The following is a 20,615-nucleotide window of genomic DNA, read 5'->3' as shown; positions in this document are numbered from 1 at the left end:
TCTCAATAAATATGCAAAAACAACCGCTATAATTTTCAACGGTTGTTTGTAACATATTTAATTTTTAACTCTCATCCTATCTTATCTCTTAAGAACCCGCACTTTCGTAAGCATCTAATCCCCTATCCCAGAGTTTTAAAGAAATAACAAAGAAAACAAGGGAAATCAAAATCAACCCACCAATGTTAAAGAGCCCGTCTTTGTCCTGCAAGAAATAGCTGGCAGGATAGTAGGCCGTAAAGGCGAAAGGCACGATAAAGCTAATCAACCAACGAAGGAGCGAATTGTAAATGGAAATCGGGTACTTGGCAAAGTCATTAAACATATAGAAAATGTAAATCATGGCTCCTGACTGCTTGGTCCAAAAAGCGATACTGGCAGTCGCGATTTTCAAGGAAGTATAGATCAAGGTCGCAAAAGGAATGCAGACTAGAAAAATCAGGAATTTTGGAAGAGTCCAAGCGATGCTTGATACTGTTGTCGCTAATAAAATTCCACCGACCAATAGTTCGCCCAAGGCATCAATCTGAAAGGTCTCAACGAGGATATGAAAGAGCGGATTGATGGGACGCGTTAGATACTTGTCAAACTCCCCTTTTCGGACTAGTCGTTGACCTAGTGCCCAGAGATTGTCAAAAAAGAGATGGTCCAAACCCTTGGGAATCAAGGAGAAACCATAAATAAATGCAATTTCTTGAAAGGTCCAACCTTCTAGGGATGGAATATGTTGAAAGAGTACATTGAGAAACAAGAGGTTCAGGCCTTGAGTTAGAAAAACTCCTAACACGCCCACCACAAAATCAACCTTGTATTCCATGATTTGCTTGATGTATTGTCTGATAAAAATCAAATGCATGCGTTGATATTTTTTCATACTAACCTCCTTGAATAGTGATAAAGGACTGGACTCGTTTCCATATCAACTGAGACAAGCCCACCATCACTATGAGCCAGAAGAACTGTAGCAAGAGTGCTTGAAGAATCTGACTGGCATCGTATTTCCCAACAATGATCATAACTGGAGTATAAATCAAAGATGAAAAAGGCAAGAAGGACAAAATATCAGAAACAATCTTTGGAAAGAAAGCCAAGGGAATCAGACTTCCAGACATAAAGGCCACTATAGAAGTCTTGAGTAGATTGGAACCCCATAGATTTTTAAAGACAAAGGCTGAAAATCCAAAGCAGATATTAAAGAAAAAGTTGATTAGGTAGGCTAGAGTTAAGCTAAAAAGATAAAGGATGGTTAAGCCCAGCAATTCTACAATTCCTTGTCCTGATAAGATTTTCATCAAGACAATGACACTTAAAAATGGCAGTCCAACAGAGATAAAAATCAACCACTTGGAACCAAGCTCCGTAAAGAGATAAGAGGCCGCAAAATGCACTGGTCGCAACAAGCGCATGATAATGGAACCATCCTTGACCTCCTCCCCGATCATAAAGGAGCTGTCCGACCTAGTCAAAAGATTAGTCACAAAGCTCATGATGATGTATAGGGTGATGTCTGCCATACTAAAGCCCTGAATCAAAGATTCTTGCGAGGAATCAAAGACAGCCTTCCAGAGATAGAAAGCAACAAAAGCTCCCATAACATCCCCAATCCGATAAAGTAGAAAGTTGACTCGATAGGTAATCAACTCCTGAATCCCTGCATTGATAAAGGGTTTATAACGTCTCCACAATTTGACCATCTTAGAGCTCCTTTCGGTAGAAGCGACGGATAATATCCTCAATATCCGTATCCAACATCTTCAAATCGCGAATTTCAAAATCAGACAGGGTTTGCTTGATAATATCAGCCGACTGGTAGCGGGAACTATCAAATTCAATATTGAGGCTATTTCCTTGTCTATCAATGGTCATATCAGGCAGGCCTTCATAGTGAGAAAGGAGATGACTTTGACCTGGTAGCAGTTCAAAGGAAAGAGTCTTCATCTTGCCAAAGGTCTCCTTGAGCTGGCTAACCGTTCCATCAAAAATCTCTTGCCCCTTATCAATCATAAAAATTCGATCACAGAGTTGCTCAATGTCGCTCAGGTCGTGAGTGGTCAAGAGGATAGTTGTTTCTTCCTCCTGATTGATCTGGGTAATAGCCCGACGAATGTTGTCCTTGACCGAAACGTCCAAACCAATGGTCGGCTCATCTAAAAAGAGAACTTTAGGATTGTGGAGCAAGGAAGCCGCAATATCCGCCCGCATCCGTTGCCCCAGTGAAAGAGTCCGCACGGGGTCTTTGATAAAGTCCTTCAAATCCAAGACTTCATTCAAAAAGTCCATGCGTTTATGAAAGAGCGAGTCCGGCACATCGTAAATCTCTTTTAAGACCGTATAGGTCTCTTGCAGAGCCAAATCCCACCATAGCTGGGTACGTTGTCCAAAGACCACACCAATATCTTTAACATAATCCTGACGATTGTCCTGCGGAATCTTGCCGTTAATCCGACAAAAACCAGATGTCGGTTTTAAAATCCCTGTCAGCATTTTGATGGTTGTTGACTTCCCAGCACCATTTGCGCCGATAAAACCTAGAATTTGGCCCTTGGGTACCTCAAAAGTCAAATCCTTGACCGCTTCAAAGGTCTGCTTTTCAGGATGAATAAAGGAGCGCAAAGCCCCTTTCAAGCCTGGTTCCTTAACAGTCTTCACAAAATTTTTCTGAAGATGTTCCACTTCTATCATTGCCATATCTATCTCCCTATCGCAAGGAATAGCAACATTGTATTTTTGACTACAAATATTCTAAGTCCTTACTTTCTAAACTTTCTAATTGTTATTCTTACAGAAGGCTTTATACCAACCTATTATAGTCCAATAAAAAACGGAATGCAAGCGTTTGCCTACAGATTATGAAATTAGAGATTTCACTCTTAAAATGCTATTTTAAATCCAAAATTCTGGTTTAATAGTTTCCTTAAAACACCAAAAAGACCTGCCCGATGGGCAGGTTACGAGTTGTAAAAAGCAAACTATTTTGATCAATATGATTCACTATTTAATCAACGAACTAATCTTTCAAAATTCTTTTCACAATCCCATCTCTATCAATTAGAAAACAATCTGGAAAGGTCATATGCTCCCATTTTTCATAATCAAAACTGGAATCAAAGTGATGTAGTAGTATTCCTATCAAATTCCCGTGTGAACTAAGTAAAATCATTTTTTCTGAGTATCTCTCTTCCAATTCCATTAAAAAATTTAGTACTCTAGCTAGTGCGTCTTGATTTGATTCCCCTTCTAAAAGAGATTCACTAGGATTTTGCCATAAATATTTAATACTGTCTTCAAACTCAGAATCTTTTATAAAGGTTGAAGATAATTTTCGCTCTCGTAACCGATTATCAAGAACTATTTTATCAAATTGAATTGGCGAGCTATTAATCGTTTCAAATGCTCGTTTATAAGGACTAGAAAAATAATAATCAATATTAAAAGAATTCAAAAAATCTAACTGGTCAAGAGATGAGAATCCTTTTTCTGATAAAGTTCTATTGAAATCATCACTTGAAAATCTTGAATGAGCATGTCTAAGTAAAATATAAGAATTATTCATAAGTCATTACCTTTCAATTATTATCATCAGTCTCAATGGATTTTTAAGCCCTCAATTATTCTCTAAAAATTCTTTAATGCGAGAAACAATAGCATCGCTTTGATAATGATAGAGGTCGTGAGGCGCATCCATATAGACGACTTGAACATTAGACTGTTCACTTGCAAATCTCTCTGCATAACGTTGCCACTCAGATTGGCTAAAACTAGTGCCTTGACCGTTAGACACCAATAGTAAGGTGGGAATTTTCGGATTGATGCTAGAGGGAACTTTCTTGGCATTTTCCTTTACCGTTTGAGATTCATGAAGCATGGCTTGTGACATCAACTGCTTATAAGCTAGAAGTTTATATTGTTTTCGTTCATTTTCGGTCAGAGTTTGATTTTTTATATAAAAAGACTCAGGGAAATAACGTAATAACCCAATCTTACTGCTCCAATATGCCACAGTGAGCAAGGCCTGATTATCCTTTAAATTCTCATAACTTGACGGCAGTGCCCAATCCAGACCAATCAAGGCTTTCACTTCATCAGGATACTTCTCCTGCCAAGCCAAACTCTCTAGACTAGCCATGGAATGAGACAGAATGACAAACGGCCCTGTGATATTTGCTTGCGAAAGAGCTTGGTGAGTCTCAGACAAAACCTCCATCACATCTCTTGAATGATTGCTATCATCACTATAACCATATCCCGCCCGCTCCACGATGACTACCTTATATCGTTTCGATAAGGATTCCGATACATTTTTAAAGTCCAATATGGGAGAAGCAATACCAGCACCTGAGAGAACTACTATAGTCTCAGGTCCATCCCCTTCAACGTAAATATTTATTTGATGTCCATTGACGAGAACTTGTTGTCCCATAGGTGTTAGTGAGGCTTGTTCCTTATCTAAACTAATACGATGAAAGATAAATGTAGCGAGTAAAAATAAAAGAATGAAACTAAGAAAGCCAAGAAACCATTTTTTCAGTATTTTCATAGCATTATTGTACAAAAAATAGGTCCTTTTAGCAACTTAAGATTGGTTCTTCTACAGTATATTGGCTATATAGTCAGACACAAAAAAACCCACCCAATGGGCAGGTTTCTGTATTGTATTGTTCAGCTAGATTATGCTTTACCTTCTGAACCGAATACGTCGATACGTTCTTCAACTGATGCTTGGATAGCTTTTACACCGTCAGCCAAGAATTTACGTGGGTCGAAGAGTTTTTTCTTGTCGTATTCTGCTTCGTTTGCTTCGTAGTCACGAGCAAATTTACGAGTTGCGTTAGCGAATGCGATTTGACATTCAGTGTTAACGTTAACTTTCGCAACACCAAGTTTGATAGCTGCTTGGATTTGGTCATCAGGGATACCTGAACCACCGTGCAATACGATTGGGAAGCCTGGAAGAGCTTCTGTCAATTTCTTCAAGTGGTCAAGGTCAAGACCTTCCCAGTTTGCTGGGTAAGGACCGTGGATGTTACCGATACCAGCTGCCAAGAAGTCAATACCAGTTGCAACCATTGCTTTAGCGTCTTCGATTGGAGCCAATTCACCTTTACCGATGATACCGTCTTCTTCACCACCGATAGTACCAACTTCAGCTTCTACTGAGATACCTTTAGCGTGTGCTTTTTCAACAACGTCTTTAGCCAATTTAAGGTTTTCTTCAACTGGAAGGTGTGAACCGTCAAACATGATTGAAGTGTAACCAACTTCGATACACTCAAGTGCATCTTCGTAGTGACCGTGGTCAAGGTGGATAGCTACTGGTACAGTGATACCCATTGACTCAACAAGGTTAGCGATCAAGTTGCGAGCAACTTTGTAACCACCCATGTATTTAGCAGCACCCATTGAAGTTTGGATCAAAACTGGAGCTTTTTTAGCTTCTGCTGCACGCAAGATAGCTTGAGTCCACTCAAGGTTGTTTGTGTTAAATCCACCAACTGCATAACCGTTGTCACGAGCTGCTTGGACAAATTTTTCTGCTGAAACGATTGCCATTTGTCAGGCCTCCTATATATTTTTTGGGACATCCCATTTACATTGTTCATTTTATCACTTTTTGATAAAAAAAGCTAGTTTTTCCCATACTTTAGATTGAATTTCTTCCAACTCAATCAATGTAACCCCTTTCTTCTCCTTAGTCTTGAGTGACTTTGGGATAACGTATGAAGAAGGTCAATCGATCACCCTGCATCTCAAAATGATAAGGTAATTTCTCGTGTTCTAATAAACTTTTGACCACAAAGATCCCCATCCCCGAACCCTTGGCCTTGCGACTAGCATTGTCAGAAAAAGACTGGGCCAATTGTTCCTGTTCTTCAGGACTACAGCTATTCTCGATAAAGAGTTCTCCTTCTCTTTCTCCAATGCGGACCAAGCCACCTGGAGTGGAGTGCTTGATAGCATTACTGATGAGATTCGATAGGATTAGTTTCATGACAGATGGGTTTATGTATGCCTGCTGATGGGTCAAGCTATTATCTATCTGAAGTTCTCTTTCCTTGGCGAGCAAAGCATAATCCTTGACCAGACTTTGCGTCATCTGAAGGAGGTCAACCTCTTCTTTCTCGTCTCGCAATTCCTGAACAGAAGAAAGAGACAATATCTGGAGAACGTGATGACTGAGGTCGTCCACGATCCCCAAGGCAACTCCCAGATAGTGGTCTCTATCTCTATAGCGACCGATATTTTCTTTCATATTCTCAATCAGGATTTTCAAACTGGCCAGAGGTGTTTTCAGTTCATGAGAAGCCCCTCGTAGGAACTCAACCTTCATCTTCTCCAGCTGGAGAATAGCTTCATTCTTCTCATGCAAGTCCGCAATAACAGTCAAAAGATGCTGGTAAAGGCTATTGATTTGTTCCTTGAGATCACCAATCTCATCCTTAGAATCCACACGCAACCGTACTTCAGCATCCAGGTCCATCATCCGACGGGTCACCCACTTGATTTCCAAGATCGGAGCAACAATAGTCCGAGCATAGATATAAGCTACCAAAAGGGAAATTAAAAAAGATGCCAACAAGGTATAGGGGAGAAATTGGAGACTGATCTGCTCTGCTTCCTTTTGCAAATCCATGGAAGCTAGAAACTGAAGAGTCATAGTGCTACCGTCTTGCGTTTTCACCTCACGCTCCTCAATAAAGAGGGAGGTTGTCTGGCGAGCTGTATCTAGTGGAAAATTATCCTTAACCTCTAACTTGTCCTCAGTCATCTCACCCTTAACGGACCCTTTGATATCACTGGTCTGGGAATACAAGTCTAACACTTGTTCGATACTTTGCCTGTCTTTTCCGTCAAGGGACCGAGCAATGGCTGTCGCTTTCTGACCAATGGTTTCCTGACGATGACTTAGATAAGTCGATGGAAAGAGAAAATAAATGGCTAAATGAAGACAAATAACCAGAACACTAAAAATCGAGAAGGTATAGATAAAAATCTTTGTAAATAAACCTGTTCGTTTCATTTTCGCTCCAATTTATAACCAACATTGCGCACAGTGAGGATACAATCCAAGTCTAGCTTTTTCCGTAATTCCTTGATATAGACATCAATGACACGGTCAAAGGGAACCTCATCTGTCACCTTCCAGACCGCATCAATTATCTGAGAACGAGTCAAGGCCCGGCCTTCATTTTTCACCAGATAGTCCAGAATTTCCAACTCTTTGGCATTGATAGCCACTTCTTCTCCCGCGAGGCTTGCACTGTAACTCTCAAAGTCCACCTTGGTATCCTTATAAGAGAAGATTCGTCCTGTATCGTAGTAGCGCTTGAAAATCGCGTCCACCCTTACTTTTAAAAGGGAGAGAGAAAAGGGCTTTTCCAGATAACCGTCTGCCAGAGAAGCAAAAGCACTCATCTTGTATTCTTCATCCTGAAAAGCGGTCAGCATCAAGACAGGAACCTGACTGGTCTTACGAATCTCAGCTAGAACTTCGAGGCCATTGAGCTTGGGCATCTGGATATCCAGCAGTACTAGAGCAACTTCATAGCTGGAAAATTTTTCCAGAGCTTCTTGTCCATCTGCTGCTTCAATGGTTTCATAACCACAATCGGTCAAATAGTCACTGATCCCCTCACGGATCATCTCTTCATCTTCTACAATTAAAATTTTCATAGAAAAACGTTTCACATTCCTTTAAATTTCTTGTAAATCTTCTCGGTTTCATCCTGATAGGAAGAGTCCTTATCAAAATGAAATAGATAAAAATGCTACCTATATTATACCCCATTTAGAGGAGAATAGGTAGCAAGTTTTTTATTCGCTATCGAGCAAGAGCTCTTTTGGTTGTTTTCTGAGGAGATTGCTTGAGGCAAGAGCCATAACGAGAACCACTAGAACCAAGGCTAGGACAAAGACGATGATAAAGTCTGATGTCTGAATGGAAATGTCTAGGCTCGACAGGGTCTTGCTAAAGCCGTCTACTTCTGCACCACCACCAAGATTAGAGGCTTGAGCAGCCTTGCTGGCTTGCTTGGCAACACCTGAAGTGACATTGGCAAGAACAGTATTTCCGATGGCACGGGCTGTGTAGTTGGCTAGGAAGTAAGCAGAAATAAGAGCAGGAATGGCAATCAGGATAGATTCGGTAATGAATTGCCCCAAGATACTTGCCTGCTTGAGACCGATAGAGAGGAGGATTCCCACTTCCTTGCGACGGGCGTTGATCCAAAGACTGAGCAAGAGTGCAAGGAGAAGAACTGAGAAGCTCAAGCTACCCCAGAAGAGGAGGTTGGCCATCTTGTACATACCAGAGATGGATTGCTCTAGAGCTGGGTAGTTAGAGGAGCTCTTCACAAGTGTGTAGCTCTTCCAGTTGATACCATTGATACCCTTCAACTCTTTCATGACATCATCCAAGTTCTTGTCTGCTGTTACAAAGAAGGTTGCGTCCCCATAAATAGCTGTGTCTTCTGTGTATCCATAAAGTTTTGCAGCAGTGTGAATGTCTGTGATAGCTGTGTTTTCATAGAGTTCTTGTGAGTAGGTTACTGCTGACTTATTATGACCATCAAAGAGTCCCTTGATTGTCACTTCGACTGTTTCCTTGGCTCCTTTTTCATTGTCTGCATCATAGACATTGGAGTCTAGTTTGACCTTATCTCCAACTTTCCAGCCGTGTTTAGCTGCCAAGTCCTTGTGCATGAGGATCTTGTCCTTGTCGTCGTTGGTTAGGTGCTCACCTTCGACCAGCTTATATGAACCAGAGACAAACTTATCTTCTTTAGAGGAATCATTGACACCTGTAATCATCAAACTACTTCCAAACCGTTTTGCTCGGTCAGCAGTGAGATTTTTCTTGGTTTCTGGAGTTTCAATCAGGTCGTATCCAGTCAAATCTCCGATAGCGTTGATGCGTTTAACATAAGACTCGATGGCCTTGTTTTCGGTGATTTTTTTGATATCCTCACCCTTGATATTCCCTGAACCACGTGGCGTTCCTTGGTTGACGCGACGATTGATTTGCATGGAGAAGCTATTGGTGATATTTTTAAATGTCTCCTGAGAAGCCTTGGCAGTAGCTCCCTTGATCGACAAGCCGACCAAACTCAAGCTCGCCATGAGGAGAATAATCAGGAAGATAACAATCGATTTGAAAAACTTCCTTGTAACATAGGCAAATGCGTTGTGTAACATAGGTTCCCTTTCTAGATTTGATTTTATAATTCTATCAAAACAAGCTCATCTTATTTTGTAGTGTTGCGAGTTTCGGTCAGTTTCTTATCCTTCAATTCAAGTGTAATATCTGACGCTTGTGCCACTTCTTTACTGTGGGTGACGACGATCACACATTTACCTGTTTTCTCAGCAAGTGATTTGAGCAGTTCGATAATATCTCCGGCAGTTTTAGGGTCCAGATTTCCTGTTGGCTCATCAGCTAGAATAACCGGAGCTTCTGATACCAAACTGCGAGCGATAGCCACACGTTGTTGTTGACCACCTGATAACTGGAGAACATTCCGCTTGATCTGACTTTCATCCAAACCAAGCTCAAGAAGCGTATCCTTGCTTGCTTTTTTGTTGACCAAGCGGATATTTTCCAGCGGAGAAAGATAATCTATCAAGTTATAATTTTGAAAGACCAGGGAAATATGGTGCATGCGATGGTATGAATACCCCTTGTTCCGAATGTCCTCTCCTTGGAAAAGGATAGAACCTTCAACAGGACTATCTAGACCAGCCAGTAGGGACAAGAGAGTGGATTTTCCTGCTCCTGACTCACCAATGATACTATAAAATTTTCCGGGTTTAAAATTATACTTGATCTGATATAAAACTGCCTCAGCAGTGTTCTTATAACGGTAGGTAACATCTTGCAATTGTAATAAAGTCATGATTTCTCCTTCTTAACTAATAGATGATAAAATTTCTTTCAGCGATTTTCTAAATAGAAATACGAAACAAAGGGCTACTGATAAACAACCAATCAGGAGCAGAAAGACATAGGATTCTGCAAAGGATAGGAGACTGGTTGATAGACCACTTGCTTTGGCCAGCGTGTCTTGTAAGCTTGCCTGATCTCCACTGGCTAGTACAGTTTGAAGCAGATAGGATGTGATGGCGTTTCCTGCAACAAATGCTGGAAGCAAAGCTCCGATTGATACCAAAACTACCTCTAAACAGAATTGTAGGAAGATTGATCTCTTGCTTTTTCCAAGTGCGAGTAGAATCCCCACTTCGTAGACCCTTTCTCTCAACCAGAGAGACAAGACCAAAATTAAGGCTCCAGCTCCAGCTATCAACATCCCATAAAGGAAGATGGTGAGGAAGGTTTGGAAGGTTGCCACTGAGTCTTTGATTTGTTCAAAGGCCTTGTTCTCCTTCTCAACTTGGTAGCCTTGACTTTCTAAAGCCAAGTTTTCTACCTGCTTCATGAGTCCGTCCATTTCCTTAGGATTTTCTACATAGAAGCGAGCTGCACTGACTTGCGGTTCACTATTTCCCAGAAGCGTTTGGCTGCTTTCATAGTCTGTAAAGACCTGGTTTTCACTGAAGTCGGAAGACAAGCCTGTGAATTTTTCTTGTTTCTTACCAGAAAAGATGCCGACAATCTCAAACTCTACTGTTTGCCCTTTTCCAGCTTCGGACTGACCAGCATCCAAGCGAATCTTGTCATGAAGCGAAAGATCGTTCTTCTTAGCCAACTCTTCGTGGATAAGAATTTTCTTGGAATCTCCTTTTTGAAGGTGTCGCCCTTCTTTTAGATTGAAAGCCGAACTGGTAAAGGTGGCATCCTTGGAAGAATCCTCAAGAGCCGTTAAGCTAACCAAGTTCTTGTCCGCCGCTGACAAATCATCACGTTCTACGCTCTGCTCGCCACTCACCGCTTCCTTGTCTTTCAGTTTTGCGACCGTCTCGAGTTCAGGCGAGACATTTTCCAGTCCCTTAATCTTGCTCACGGATGCTAGGTCTGACAACTTAAAGGTCTGTCCATTTTCTATCTTTTTCATAGAAAAAGAAGTATTGAGTGATTTGTAAAGATTGCTTTCTACTGTTTTGTTGGACTTCATCAGAGTCAAACAGGCTGAAATTCCTGCCAAAAGGACAAATAAAATCAGAAATAAAATAAAACTTCTCAGTCGTTTTCTGCTGACATAAGCCCAAGCTCTTTGGATTGGATTCATTTGTCACCTCCATATTTGTAAGACTATTATAAAATCCAAATATGAAATGTTTATGAAATCGAAAAATTTTTTTGAAAAAAACAAAAAAGCTAGCGAACGCTAACTTTTCTCATATAGAATGCGTTTTACCAATCAAAAATATACTCCATTTTATAAATGCTGGAACCGTCTTTCAGCTTAGCATTTTCCATTTCCTAAGTTCTTCATTTTCTGACTTGTATCTGAGAAAATTCTTGATAGAATGAAATGGAAAACTCAGTTTAAATGTTCTGATACAATGACTGTTCTTGATGCCAATATTTTTCGAGATACGAAACGTAGCCTCTAGTCTTCTTTGTAAAAACAAAAAGAGCTAGCCAAAGCTAACTCTTATCCTATGCGGAGAGAGGGACTTGAACCCTCACGACCTAAAGCGGTCACAGGATCCTTAGTCCTGCGCGTCTGCCAATTCCGCCATCCCCGCGTTGATTACTTTACTAGTATATCAACTTTCAAAATCTTTGTCAACACTTTTTTCAGATTTTTTTCATTTTTCCAAGGGAATTATTCTTGGATTTCAGCCAGATTTTCATCCAGCAACTTGGCTCCCAGAGTGTTCTTAAAATGACCAAGAGCAAACTGATGATTTTCTGGCCAAATAGAGGCAACTGCAGGCCTGACAATCTCGATTTGATAACCTAAATTATAGGCATCAATAGCCGTATGAAGAACACAAATATCAGTCAGGACTCCAGTTAGGATGACCGTATCAACCCGACGTTCCCGCAAACGGATATCTAGGTCCGTTCCTGAAAATGCTGAATAGTGACGTTTGTCCATCCAAAAGACACAACTATCCGCCTCATGCTCAGCATAAAAATCAGCTAGGGGGCCATAAAGGTTACGACCACTAGTTCCGATGATGTTGTGTGGTGGAAAGAGCTTGCTTTCTGGGTGGAATGTATCCTTCTCTTCATGAGCATCAATTGTGAAAAAGACATAGTCTCCACGATCAAAAGCCAATCTGGTTACTCGATTAATTGCCTCTGATATTGCTTGAGCAGGTGCCCCTGCAGTCAGCTTTCCATGGTCTGCTACGAAATCCTCTGTATAGTCAATTGAGATTAAAGCCTTTGCCATTAGTAGTCCCTCTTTTTCACTTCCTCAAAAATATCACCAATTAGAACTTTGAGATAAGTCCCCTTCATTCCGAGTGAACGGCTCTCAATAATTCCTGCTGACTCCAGTTTACGAAGCGCATTGACAATCACCGAGCGTGTAATTCCAATACGGTCTGCAATAACAGATGCAGTCAACTGCCCTTCATTTCCATCCAACTCAGCTAAAATAGCTGATACGGCACGAAGTTCTGAATAGGAAAGCGTATTGACCGCCATGGTAACAGCAGTACGACGACGAATATTTTTCTCATCCTCTTCACGTTGGAAGTTCAAGAGTTGAATCCCTACCACCGTGCTCGCAATCTCAACAAGAATCAAATCTTCATCTTCAAATTTCTTATCATTGCGCCAAATGATCAACGAACCTAGGCGAATCCCTGACACATGAATCGGAGCAATGGTCGTCAAACCATCTGGAAAATCCGCACGGCTCTCTACAGGGAAAATGGTCAAATCATGTTCAACAGGAAGGTTGGCTTCCGTATCATAGATCATGTTTGCCCCTTGTACATAGACGTCAGGGAAGGTTTTGGTTTGGAAGAATTGTTCTACACGATCATTATTGGTCTTATAACGCATAAAGTAACCCAAGAGACGTCCCTTGTTATTTACAATACAAGCGTTACAGTCAATAATATCAGCTAACTGGCGTGTGATCGCATTGTAAGGAAGTTCATCTTGGAGTTGCTCCTCAGAGCGCTTTAGAATAGACGTGATTTTTCTTGTTTTTTCTAATAAATGTGCCATTTTTTACCTCGCATATAATCGCTTCCATTATAACATAGAAAAGTCTTTATTTCAATAATTATCTGAAAATTGCTTATTTAATTGCAATTTTGAACAGCAAAAATATTTTAGAAAAAAAGCGATTTTTTTATTGACATCCTATTTTATTTTTGATATTATAACATTATAAGAAGATGACATGATAAATCCCTTTCCGTTTCACCTATCCTTTACTATCACCATCTTCTTTTACTATCGGTCTCCTTATATATAAAAGCGATTCACACTGTGAATCGCTTTTTTCTATTTGTCTCCTTTGTTACGAATAACAAAGCCGGTCTTCTTTTCGCTTGAAGTGTTGCGAGGTTTTTTATTGTCTTTGTTACGATAACGTCTGTCTTTATCAAAACGATCGTTCCCACGACTGCCTTTCTTGAAGTCATCACGGCGACCATTGCCGCGGCGATCACGACCTCGACGGTCGTCTCCACGACGGCCTCCTCGATCTCCCTTGCCTTTACCACCAAAGCCATTACCTGATGGTTTAAATGGCAGTGGTTTTTCACGCGCAATCTCCACTTCAGGAAGGCTGTCTGGATCTTGGACTGTCAGACTCAAGATATACATAGCCAATTCTTCTGGACTAAATTCTGCAGCTAACTTACGAGCATCTTTAGCAAATTTCTCAAAGTTCCCACGAATAGCTTCGTCTGCGAAGTCTCGTTCGATTTTCTTGAGCGCTACTTGTTTCTTAGCTTGGAAGGCTTCTTCTGCTGTCGCTGGTTTCAAGCCTTTCATGCGTTTCTTAGTCAAGTTTTCAATAATTTGAAGGTAGCCCATTTCATTTGGAGAAACAAAGGTAATAGATTGACCTGACTTACCAGCACGCCCTGTACGACCGATACGGTGAACATAACTTTCAGGATCTTGTGGAATATCGTAGTTGTAGACGTGGGTCACACCTGAGATATCCAAACCACGTGCTGCCACGTCTGTCGCAACTAGAACATCAAGATTTCCATTTTTAAAATCACGAAGGACACGAAGACGTTTGTTTTGGTCTAAGTCACCATGAATCCCTTCTGTACGGAAGCCACGGATTTTAAGACCACGAGTCAATTCATCTACACGGCGTTTGGTACGACCAAATACGATAGCAAGTTCTGGTTGTTCCACATCCATGAGACGTGTCATGGTATCAAATTTCTCTTGTTCCTTGACACGGATATAGTACTGATCCACTAGCTCTGTTGTCAATTCCTTGGCAGCAATCTTCACATGCTCAGGATCTTTCATAAACTGAACACCAATACGTTTGATTGCATCTGGCATGGTTGCTGAAAAGAGCAAGGTTTGACGACTTTCAGGGACACGCGAGATAATAGCTTCGATGTCTTCAAGGAAGCCCATATTGAGCATTTCATCCGCTTCATCAAGGATGAGGGTTTCAATGTCTTTTAATTTCAAGGCCTTGCGTTTGATCAAGTCCAAAAGACGGCCCGGTGTTCCTACTACGATATGGGCACCAGATTTAAGGGCCTTGATTTGTTTCTCGATGCTTGAACCACCGTAAACTGAGCGAACTTTCACTCCCTTGCTACGGCCAAAGCGGAAAAGTTCTTCTTGACTTTGAACAGCGAGTTCACGAGTTGGAGCGATGACCAAGGCTTGGATGGTCGCTTCTTCTGTACGGATTTTTTCAAGAGTTGGCAAGCCAAAGGCTGCAGTTTTTCCTGTACCAGTCTGAGCTTGACCGATAACGTCTTTTCCTTCGAGAGCCAAGGGAATGGTCTGTTCTTGGATGGGACTGGCTTCTACAAATCCAGCTTTTTCAATCTCTGCTAGCAATTCAGCAGACAAGTTAAATTCATTAAATTTCACGTTTTTCTTCTTTCTAAAGATGGTGCGAAGCCATCCTATAGCGCTTAGTATATACTTTTCTTTTCATGACGTATCTTCAACAAAAATGAGATACCGTGTTGCTTCTTTTCCACGAAAGAAAAGTACTAGTTTCTTTGCAACCTATCTAGTATAACACAAGAGCGGGGCAAAAGATAGTAGAATCCTTAAGGAAAATCATGTAAACGATTTTCCACAAATATAAATACAGCCTTATATGATTCGTTTCTCCGTAGCGGAATTGTGCAAAAGTTTTTTTCTTGTGCTAGAATGAAATCAAACAGGAGGATTAAAAAATGTTAACATACGATTTAATTGTTATTGGATTTGGTAAGGCTGGTAAAACACTAGCTGGTAAATTGGCTTCAGCTGGCAAAAAAGTTGCCCTCGTTGAACGTAGTAAAGCTATGTATGGCGGAACTTGTATCAATATCGGATGTATCCCAACTAAAACCTTGTTAGTTGCTGCTGAGAAAGATTTGTCTTTTGAAAAAGTCATTGCTACCAAAAATACTATCACTGGTCGCCTCAATGGTAAAAACTATGCAACTGTTGCTGGTACAGGCGTAGATATCTTTGATGCGGAAGCACACTTCCTTTCAAATAAAGTCATCGAAATCCAAGCAGGTGATGAAAAACAAGAACTGACTGCTGAAACAATTGTCATCAACACTGGCGCTGTTTCAAACGTCTTACCTATTCCTGGACTTGCTACAAGTAAGAATGTCTTTGACTCAACAGGTATCCAAAACTTGGACAAATTGCCTGAAAAACTTGGAGTACTTGGAGGTGGAAACATCGGTCTTGAATTTGCAGGACTCTACAACAAACTTGGTAGCAAGGTCACAGTTCTAGATGCCTTGGACACATTCCTTCCTCGTGCAGAACCTTCCATCGCAGCACTTGCTAAACAATACATGGAAGAAGACGGCATTGAATTGCTTCAAAACATCCGTACTACTGAAATCAAAAACGACGGTGATCAAGTGCTCGTCGTAACTGAAAACGAAACCTACCGTTTCGATGCCCTTCTCTACGCAACTGGACGCAAACCAAATGTAGAACCACTTCAACTTGAAAATACAGATATTGAACTAACGGAGCGTGGTGCTATCAAGGTCGACAAACACTGCCAAACAAACGTTCCTGGTGTCTTTGCAGTTGGAGACGTCAACGGTGGACCTCAATTCACCTACATTTCACTTGATGACTTCCGTGTTGTTTACAGCTACCTTGCTGGAGATGGCAGCTACACACTCGAAGACCGGCTCAATGTACCAAACACCATGTTCATCACACCAGCTCTTTCTCAAGTTGGCTTGACGGAAAGCCAAGCAGCTAATTTGAAACTTCCATACGCCGTTAAGGAAATCCCTGTTGCTGCCATGCCTCGTGGTCACGTAAATGGAGACCTTCGCGGAGCCTTCAAAGCTGTTGTCAATACTGAAACAAAAGAAATTCTTGGAGCAAGCATCTTCTCAGAAGGTTCTCAAGAAATCATCAACATCATCACTGTTGCTATGGACAACAAGATTCCTTACACTTACTTCACAAAACAAATCTTCACTCACCCAACCTTGGCTGAGAACTTGAATGACTTGTTTGCGATTTAAGTTGAGACTGATTTGTTAACCAACAGCCCTCATCGGGCTGTTTTTGCTTCTGCGAAATCTCAAACCTGTCTTTTCCCTCTTTTATGATATAATAGAAACATGAAATTAAAAACTACTTTGGGTCTCCTAGCTGGGCGTTCTTCTCACTTCATCTTGAGCCGTCTTGGCCGCGGAAGTACGCTCCCAGGAAAACTTGCCCTCCAATTTGATAAAGATATTTTACAAAATCTAGCTAAGAACTACGAGATTGTCGTGGTCACTGGAACCAATGGGAAAACCCTGACAACCGCCCTCACTGTCGGCATTTTAAAAGAAGTTTATGGTCAGGTTCTGACCAATCCAAGCGGTGCCAATATGATTACAGGGATTACGACAACTTTCTTGACTGCCAAATCCTCTAAAACTGGAAAAAACATTGCCATTCTAGAAATTGACGAGGCCAGCCTATCTCGTATCTGTGACTACATCCATCCTAGCCTTTTTGTCATCACTAACATTTTCCGTGACCAGATGGACCGCTACGGTGAGATTTACACAACTTATAAGATGATTTTGGATGCTATCCGTAAGGTGCCTACGGCTACTGTTCTCCTCAATGGTGATAGTCCACTTTTCTACAAGCCAGCTATTCCAAATCCTGTTCAGTATTTTGGTTTTGACTTGGAAAAAGGACCAGCCAAACTAGCTCACTACAATACCGAAGGAATCCTCTGTCCTAACTGTCAAGGCATCCTCAAATATGAGCACAATACCTATGCCAACTTGGGGTCCTATATCTGTGAAAATTGTGGTTGCAAACGTCCTAATCTCGACTATCGCTTAACAGAACTGGTTGAATTGACCAACAATCGTTCTCGCTTTGTCATTGACGGCCAAGAATACGGCATCCAAATCGGTGGGCTCTACAATATCTACAATGCCCTTGCTGCGGTCGCTATTGCCCGTTTCCTCGATGCAGATTCACAACTCATCAAGCAAGGATTTGACAAGAGCCGTGCTGTCTTTGGACGTCAGGAGACCTTCCATATCGGTGATAAAGAATGTACTCTTGTCTTGATTAAAAATCCAGTCGGTGCGACCCAAGCTATCGAGATGATCAAACTAGCGCCTTATCCATTTAGCCTATCTGTCCTTCTCAACGCCAACTATGCTGATGGGATTGATACTAGCTGGATCTGGGATGCAGACTTTGAACAAATCACTGACATGGACATTCCTGAAATCAACGCTGGCGGTGTTCGTCATTCTGAAATCGCTCGTCGTCTACGAGTGACGGGTTATCCAGCTGAGAAAATCACTGAGACAAGCAATCTGGAACAAGTTCTCAAAACCATTGAGAACCAAGATTGTAAACATGCCTATATCCTGGCTACCTATACTGCTATGCTGGAATTCCGTGAACTGCTGGCTAGTCGTCAGATTGTTAGAAAGGAGATGAACTGATGGTTTATACTTCACTTTCCTCAAAAGCTGGCAACTACCCTTATCAGCTCAACATTGCCCACCTCTATGGAAACCTCATGAATACCTACGGGGACAATGGAAACATCCTTATGCTCAAGTATGTGGCTGAAAAACTGGGGGCACATGTGACGGTTGACATCGTTTCTCTTCATGATAAATTTGATGAAAATCACTATGATATTGCCTTTTTCGGTGGCGGTCAAGACTTTGAACAAAGCATCATCGCAGGCGATCTACCTGCTAAGAAAGAGAGCATTGACAACTACATCCAAAATGACGGTGTAGTTCTCGCTATCTGCGGTGGTTTCCAACTATTGGGGCAGTATTATGTTGAAGCTTCAGGCAAACGCATCGAAGGGCTAGGGGTCATGGGCCACTATACCCTCAACCAGACCAATAACCGCTTTATCGGTGATATCAAGATTCACAATGAAGATTTTGATGAAACCTACTATGGCTTTGAAAATCATCAGGGACGTACCTTCCTCTCAGATGACCAAAAACCGCTGGGACAGGTGGTCTATGGAAATGGAAACAACGAGGAAAAGGTCGGCGAAGGGGTTCATTATAAGAATGTCTTTGGTTCCTACTTCCACGGACCTATCCTCTCTCGCAATGCCAATCTAGCTTATCGCCTTGTTACTACTGCCCTCAAGAAGAAATACGGTCAGGATATCCAACTCCCTGCCTATGAGGATATTCTCAGTCAAGAAATCGCTGAAGAATACAGCGACGTCAAAAGCAAGGCTGACTTTTCTTAAACCAAGAAAAACTATATCAAAGAACTCCCCTATCTTGTCGGAGTTCTTTTTGCCTGTTCTTTTACCCTTCTCCCTTGCATTTTCTCTCATTTTTTGCCAAAATAGAGGGGTAGAAAGAAGGTAGCATATGTCTAAATTACAACAAATCCTAACATATCTTGAATCAGAAAAACTAGACGTCGCTGTCGTATCTGACCCCGTCACTATCAATTACCTCACTGGCTTTTACAGTGATCCCCATGAACGCCAAATGTTCCTCTTTGTCCTAGCGGACCGGGAACCTCTCCTCTTTGTCCCAGCCCTTGAAGTGGAGCGTGCAAGCAGCACTGTTTCCTTCCCAGTAGTGGGCTATGTGGATTCTGAAAATCCATGGCAAAAAATCAAAAACGCTTTGCCTCAACTTGACTTCAAACGTGTCGCTGTTGAGTTTGACAATCTCATCTTAACCAAATACCATGGTTTGAAAACGGTCTTTGAAACTGCTGAATTTGAAAATCTCACTCCTCGCATCCAACGCATGCGCCTCATCAAGTCAGCTGATGAAGTTCAAAAAATGATGGTTGCTGGTCTCTATGCTGATAAGGCTGTAAAAGTTGGTTTTGACAACATTTCTCTTGATAAGACTGAGACAGATATCATTGCGCAAATCGACTTTGCCATGAAACGTGAAGGCTATGAAATGAGCTTTGATACCATGGTCTTGACTGGCGATAACGCTGCAAATCCACACGGAATTCCTGGTGCAAACAAAGTTGAAAAGGACGCCCTTCTCCTCTTTGACCTCGGTGTCATGGTTAATGGCTACGCCTCAGATATGACTCGTACGGTCGCTGTCGGTAAGCCTGACCAATTCAAGAAAGACATTTACAACTTGACCCTTGAAGCCCAACAAGCTGCCCTTGACTTTATCAAGCCAGGTGTGACTGCACATGAAGTTGACCGCGCTGCCCGTGAAGTCATTGAAAAAGCTGGTTATGGTGAGTACTTCAACCACCGTCTCGGTCACGGTATCGGTATGGATGTCCACGAATTCCCTTCTATCATGGAAGGAAACGACATGGTCATCGAAGAAGGCATGTGCTTCTCTGTTGAACCAGGTATCTATATCCCTGGTAAAGTCGGTGTTCGTATCGAAGATTGCGGTGTTGTTACCAAGGATGGCTTTGACCTCTTTACAAGCACCAGCAAAGATTTGCTTTATTTTGATTAAACTTAGAGACAAGCAAAAAGTCAGCTCAAATTGTGGATTATGTTGTTTTTGCGGAACAATCTGGTTTATTAGATTTTCTCCAAATTAAAGTAAACCGTTCTTTAGTTGATTATGTTTATGGTGTAGAGGCTGGTTTGGATAGTAACGCTCGTAAAAATCGTAGTAGCACAATAATGGAAGGTATCTTAGAACGACACGTTGCAAAAATAGCTCAAAAACAAGGACTTGAATGGAAAGCTCAAGCAACTGCCTCATTTATTAAATCAAATTGGGGTATTGAGGTGCTAGTAGATAAATCAGAACGGCACTTTGATGTAGCTGTTTATTCTAGGGAACGTCATAAAGTTTGGCTCATTGAAACGAACTACTATGGTGACAGTGGAAGTAAACTTAAAGCGGTTGCTGGTGAATTTACTAAACTTAATCAGTTTAGTAAAGAATCAAAAGATGACATTGAGTTTATCTGGGTGACAGATGGACAAGGTTGGAAAACTGCTCACTTACCACTCTCCGAAGCATTTGAACACATTCAAAATGTTTTTAATTTGAATATGCTTAAAAATAACTTTTTGCGTGAGCTTTTAAAATAAATCGCGATAGTT

Annotated in this window: 18 protein-coding genes, 1 tRNA gene and 1 pseudogene; 5 read left to right on the top strand and 15 right to left on the bottom strand. The window is 41.3% G+C overall.

Annotation, left to right across the window (positions count from 1 at the left end; genetic code table 11):
* Positions 1–88 precede the first annotated feature (88 nt).
* The 15 genes from GMD5S_RS0205050 to GMD5S_RS0204980 all read right to left on the bottom strand — a co-directional run bounded on the left by GMD5S_RS0205050 (position 89) and on the right by GMD5S_RS0204980 (position 14,947).
* Positions 89–874: an ABC transporter permease gene (locus GMD5S_RS0205050; RefSeq protein ID WP_000760747.1), complete on the bottom strand. Its 786-nt coding sequence runs from the start codon at positions 872–874 to the stop codon at positions 89–91.
* A gap of 1 nt (position 875) precedes the next feature.
* Entirely contained in the window at positions 876–1,694 is an 819-nt protein-coding gene (locus GMD5S_RS0205045; protein WP_000240154.1) for an ABC transporter permease, read from the bottom strand.
* Between the two features lies 1 nt (position 1,695).
* On the bottom strand, positions 1,696–2,688 hold the full coding sequence (locus GMD5S_RS0205040) for an ABC transporter ATP-binding protein (RefSeq protein WP_001240789.1): 993 nt from the start codon (positions 2,686–2,688) through the stop codon (positions 1,696–1,698).
* A 319-nt stretch (positions 2,689–3,007) separates the two neighbouring features.
* Positions 3,008–3,553, bottom strand: a complete 546-nt coding sequence (locus tag GMD5S_RS0205035) for a histidine phosphatase family protein (RefSeq protein ID WP_001066186.1) — start codon at positions 3,551–3,553, stop codon at positions 3,008–3,010.
* Between the two features lie 51 nt (positions 3,554–3,604).
* Positions 3,605–4,537 carry an alpha/beta fold hydrolase gene (locus GMD5S_RS0205030; protein WP_000698054.1) on the bottom strand — a complete coding sequence of 311 codons (933 nt, stop codon included), beginning with the start codon at positions 4,535–4,537 and terminating at the stop codon, positions 3,605–3,607.
* Positions 4,538–4,668: 131 nt separating this feature from the next.
* Positions 4,669–5,550: a class II fructose-bisphosphate aldolase gene (locus GMD5S_RS0205025; RefSeq protein ID WP_001018995.1), complete on the bottom strand. Its 882-nt coding sequence runs from the start codon at positions 5,548–5,550 to the stop codon at positions 4,669–4,671.
* 139 nt (positions 5,551–5,689) lie between these two features.
* The gene (gene vncS, locus GMD5S_RS0205020) at positions 5,690–7,018 is read right to left on the bottom strand and encodes a sensor histidine kinase VncS (protein WP_000831381.1); all 1,329 of its coding nucleotides are present in this window, start codon (positions 7,016–7,018) and stop codon (positions 5,690–5,692) included.
* Positions 7,015–7,671 (bottom strand): response regulator transcription factor VncR, encoded by a 657-nt coding sequence (gene vncR, locus GMD5S_RS0205015; RefSeq protein WP_000697938.1) that lies wholly within the window; start codon positions 7,669–7,671, stop codon positions 7,015–7,017. The genes vncS and vncR overlap by 4 nt, the downstream gene beginning before the upstream one ends.
* Positions 7,672–7,812: 141 nt before the next feature.
* On the bottom strand, positions 7,813–9,192 hold the full coding sequence (gene vex3, locus GMD5S_RS0205010; RefSeq protein ID WP_000903003.1) for an ABC transporter permease subunit Vex3: 1,380 nt from the start codon (positions 9,190–9,192) through the stop codon (positions 7,813–7,815).
* Between the two features lie 50 nt (positions 9,193–9,242).
* Positions 9,243–9,890 carry an ABC transporter ATP-binding subunit Vex2 gene (gene vex2, locus GMD5S_RS0205005; RefSeq protein ID WP_000173742.1) on the bottom strand — a complete coding sequence of 216 codons (648 nt, stop codon included), beginning with the start codon at positions 9,888–9,890 and terminating at the stop codon, positions 9,243–9,245.
* A 12-nt stretch (positions 9,891–9,902) separates the two neighbouring features.
* The gene (locus tag GMD5S_RS0205000; RefSeq protein WP_001068260.1) at positions 9,903–11,180 is read right to left on the bottom strand and encodes an ABC transporter permease; all 1,278 of its coding nucleotides are present in this window, start codon (positions 11,178–11,180) and stop codon (positions 9,903–9,905) included.
* A 377-nt stretch (positions 11,181–11,557) separates the two neighbouring features.
* Positions 11,558–11,643, bottom strand: a tRNA-Leu gene (locus tag GMD5S_RS0204995).
* Between the two features lie 80 nt (positions 11,644–11,723).
* A complete protein-coding gene (locus GMD5S_RS0204990; protein WP_001029643.1) occupies positions 11,724–12,299 on the bottom strand; it encodes a cysteine hydrolase family protein in 576 nt (191 codons plus the stop codon).
* A complete protein-coding gene (gene codY, locus GMD5S_RS0204985; protein ID WP_000940724.1) occupies positions 12,299–13,087 on the bottom strand; it encodes a GTP-sensing pleiotropic transcriptional regulator CodY in 789 nt (262 codons plus the stop codon). The genes GMD5S_RS0204990 and codY overlap by 1 nt, the downstream gene beginning before the upstream one ends.
* A 282-nt stretch (positions 13,088–13,369) precedes the next feature.
* On the bottom strand, positions 13,370–14,947 hold the full coding sequence (locus tag GMD5S_RS0204980) for a DEAD/DEAH box helicase (protein WP_000671073.1): 1,578 nt from the start codon (positions 14,945–14,947) through the stop codon (positions 13,370–13,372).
* Positions 14,948–15,261: 314 nt separating this feature from the next.
* Here GMD5S_RS0204980 and GMD5S_RS0204975 point away from each other — a divergent pair, with 314 nt between their 5' ends.
* The 5 genes and pseudogenes from GMD5S_RS0204975 to GMD5S_RS0204955 form a co-directional block, all read left to right on the top strand.
* The gene (locus tag GMD5S_RS0204975) at positions 15,262–16,578 is read left to right on the top strand and encodes an FAD-containing oxidoreductase (protein ID WP_000958959.1); all 1,317 of its coding nucleotides are present in this window, start codon (positions 15,262–15,264) and stop codon (positions 16,576–16,578) included.
* Positions 16,579–16,677: 99 nt separating this feature from the next.
* Positions 16,678–18,021, top strand: coding sequence for a lipid II isoglutaminyl synthase subunit MurT (murT, locus tag GMD5S_RS0204970; protein ID WP_000770014.1), 1,344 nt, complete (start codon positions 16,678–16,680; stop codon positions 18,019–18,021).
* A complete protein-coding gene (gene gatD / locus GMD5S_RS0204965; protein WP_000263177.1) occupies positions 18,021–18,803 on the top strand; it encodes a lipid II isoglutaminyl synthase subunit GatD in 783 nt (260 codons plus the stop codon). Before murT ends, gatD begins: the two co-directional genes overlap by 1 nt.
* A gap of 127 nt (positions 18,804–18,930) precedes the next feature.
* The gene (locus GMD5S_RS0204960) at positions 18,931–20,013 is read left to right on the top strand and encodes a M24 family metallopeptidase (RefSeq protein ID WP_000040917.1); all 1,083 of its coding nucleotides are present in this window, start codon (positions 18,931–18,933) and stop codon (positions 20,011–20,013) included.
* Positions 20,014–20,039: 26 nt separating this feature from the next.
* Positions 20,040–20,603: pseudogene (locus GMD5S_RS0204955) on the top strand (DpnII family type II restriction endonuclease); the annotation flags it as partial.
* Positions 20,604–20,615: the final 12 nt, after the last annotated feature.

Source organism: Streptococcus sp. GMD5S (assembly GCF_000298715.2).
Taxonomy (GTDB): Bacteria; Bacillota; Bacilli; order Lactobacillales; family Streptococcaceae; genus Streptococcus.
The sequence above is the reverse complement of the archived record's forward strand: the minus strand, read 5'-3'. Positions and strand labels throughout refer to the sequence as shown.

Excerpts from the sequence above, each read along its gene's own strand:
- GMD5S_RS0205050 (WP_000760747.1), bottom strand. The coding sequence starts at position 874 with ATGAAAAAATATCAACGCATGCATTTGATTTTTATCAGACAATACATC.
- GMD5S_RS0205045 (WP_000240154.1), bottom strand. The coding sequence starts at position 1,694 with ATGGTCAAATTGTGGAGACGTTATAAACCCTTTATCAATGCAGGGATT.
- GMD5S_RS0205040 (WP_001240789.1), bottom strand. The coding sequence starts at position 2,688 with ATGGCAATGATAGAAGTGGAACATCTTCAGAAAAATTTTGTGAAGACT.
- GMD5S_RS0205035 (WP_001066186.1), bottom strand. The coding sequence starts at position 3,553 with ATGAATAATTCTTATATTTTACTTAGACATGCTCATTCAAGATTTTCA.
- GMD5S_RS0205030 (WP_000698054.1), bottom strand. The coding sequence starts at position 4,537 with ATGAAAATACTGAAAAAATGGTTTCTTGGCTTTCTTAGTTTCATTCTT.
- GMD5S_RS0205025 (WP_001018995.1), bottom strand. The coding sequence starts at position 5,550 with ATGGCAATCGTTTCAGCAGAAAAATTTGTCCAAGCAGCTCGTGACAAC.
- vncS (WP_000831381.1), bottom strand. The coding sequence starts at position 7,018 with ATGAAACGAACAGGTTTATTTACAAAGATTTTTATCTATACCTTCTCG.
- vncR (WP_000697938.1), bottom strand. The coding sequence starts at position 7,671 with ATGAAAATTTTAATTGTAGAAGATGAAGAGATGATCCGTGAGGGGATC.
- vex3 (WP_000903003.1), bottom strand. The coding sequence starts at position 9,192 with ATGTTACACAACGCATTTGCCTATGTTACAAGGAAGTTTTTCAAATCG.
- vex2 (WP_000173742.1), bottom strand. The coding sequence starts at position 9,890 with ATGACTTTATTACAATTGCAAGATGTTACCTACCGTTATAAGAACACT.
- GMD5S_RS0205000 (WP_001068260.1), bottom strand. The coding sequence starts at position 11,180 with ATGAATCCAATCCAAAGAGCTTGGGCTTATGTCAGCAGAAAACGACTG.
- GMD5S_RS0204990 (WP_001029643.1), bottom strand. The coding sequence starts at position 12,299 with ATGGCAAAGGCTTTAATCTCAATTGACTATACAGAGGATTTCGTAGCA.
- codY (WP_000940724.1), bottom strand. The coding sequence starts at position 13,087 with ATGGCACATTTATTAGAAAAAACAAGAAAAATCACGTCTATTCTAAAG.
- GMD5S_RS0204975 (WP_000958959.1), top strand. The coding sequence starts at position 15,262 with ATGTTAACATACGATTTAATTGTTATTGGATTTGGTAAGGCTGGTAAA.
- murT (WP_000770014.1), top strand. The coding sequence starts at position 16,678 with ATGAAATTAAAAACTACTTTGGGTCTCCTAGCTGGGCGTTCTTCTCAC.
- gatD (WP_000263177.1), top strand. The coding sequence starts at position 18,021 with ATGGTTTATACTTCACTTTCCTCAAAAGCTGGCAACTACCCTTATCAG.
- GMD5S_RS0204960 (WP_000040917.1), top strand. The coding sequence starts at position 18,931 with ATGTCTAAATTACAACAAATCCTAACATATCTTGAATCAGAAAAACTA.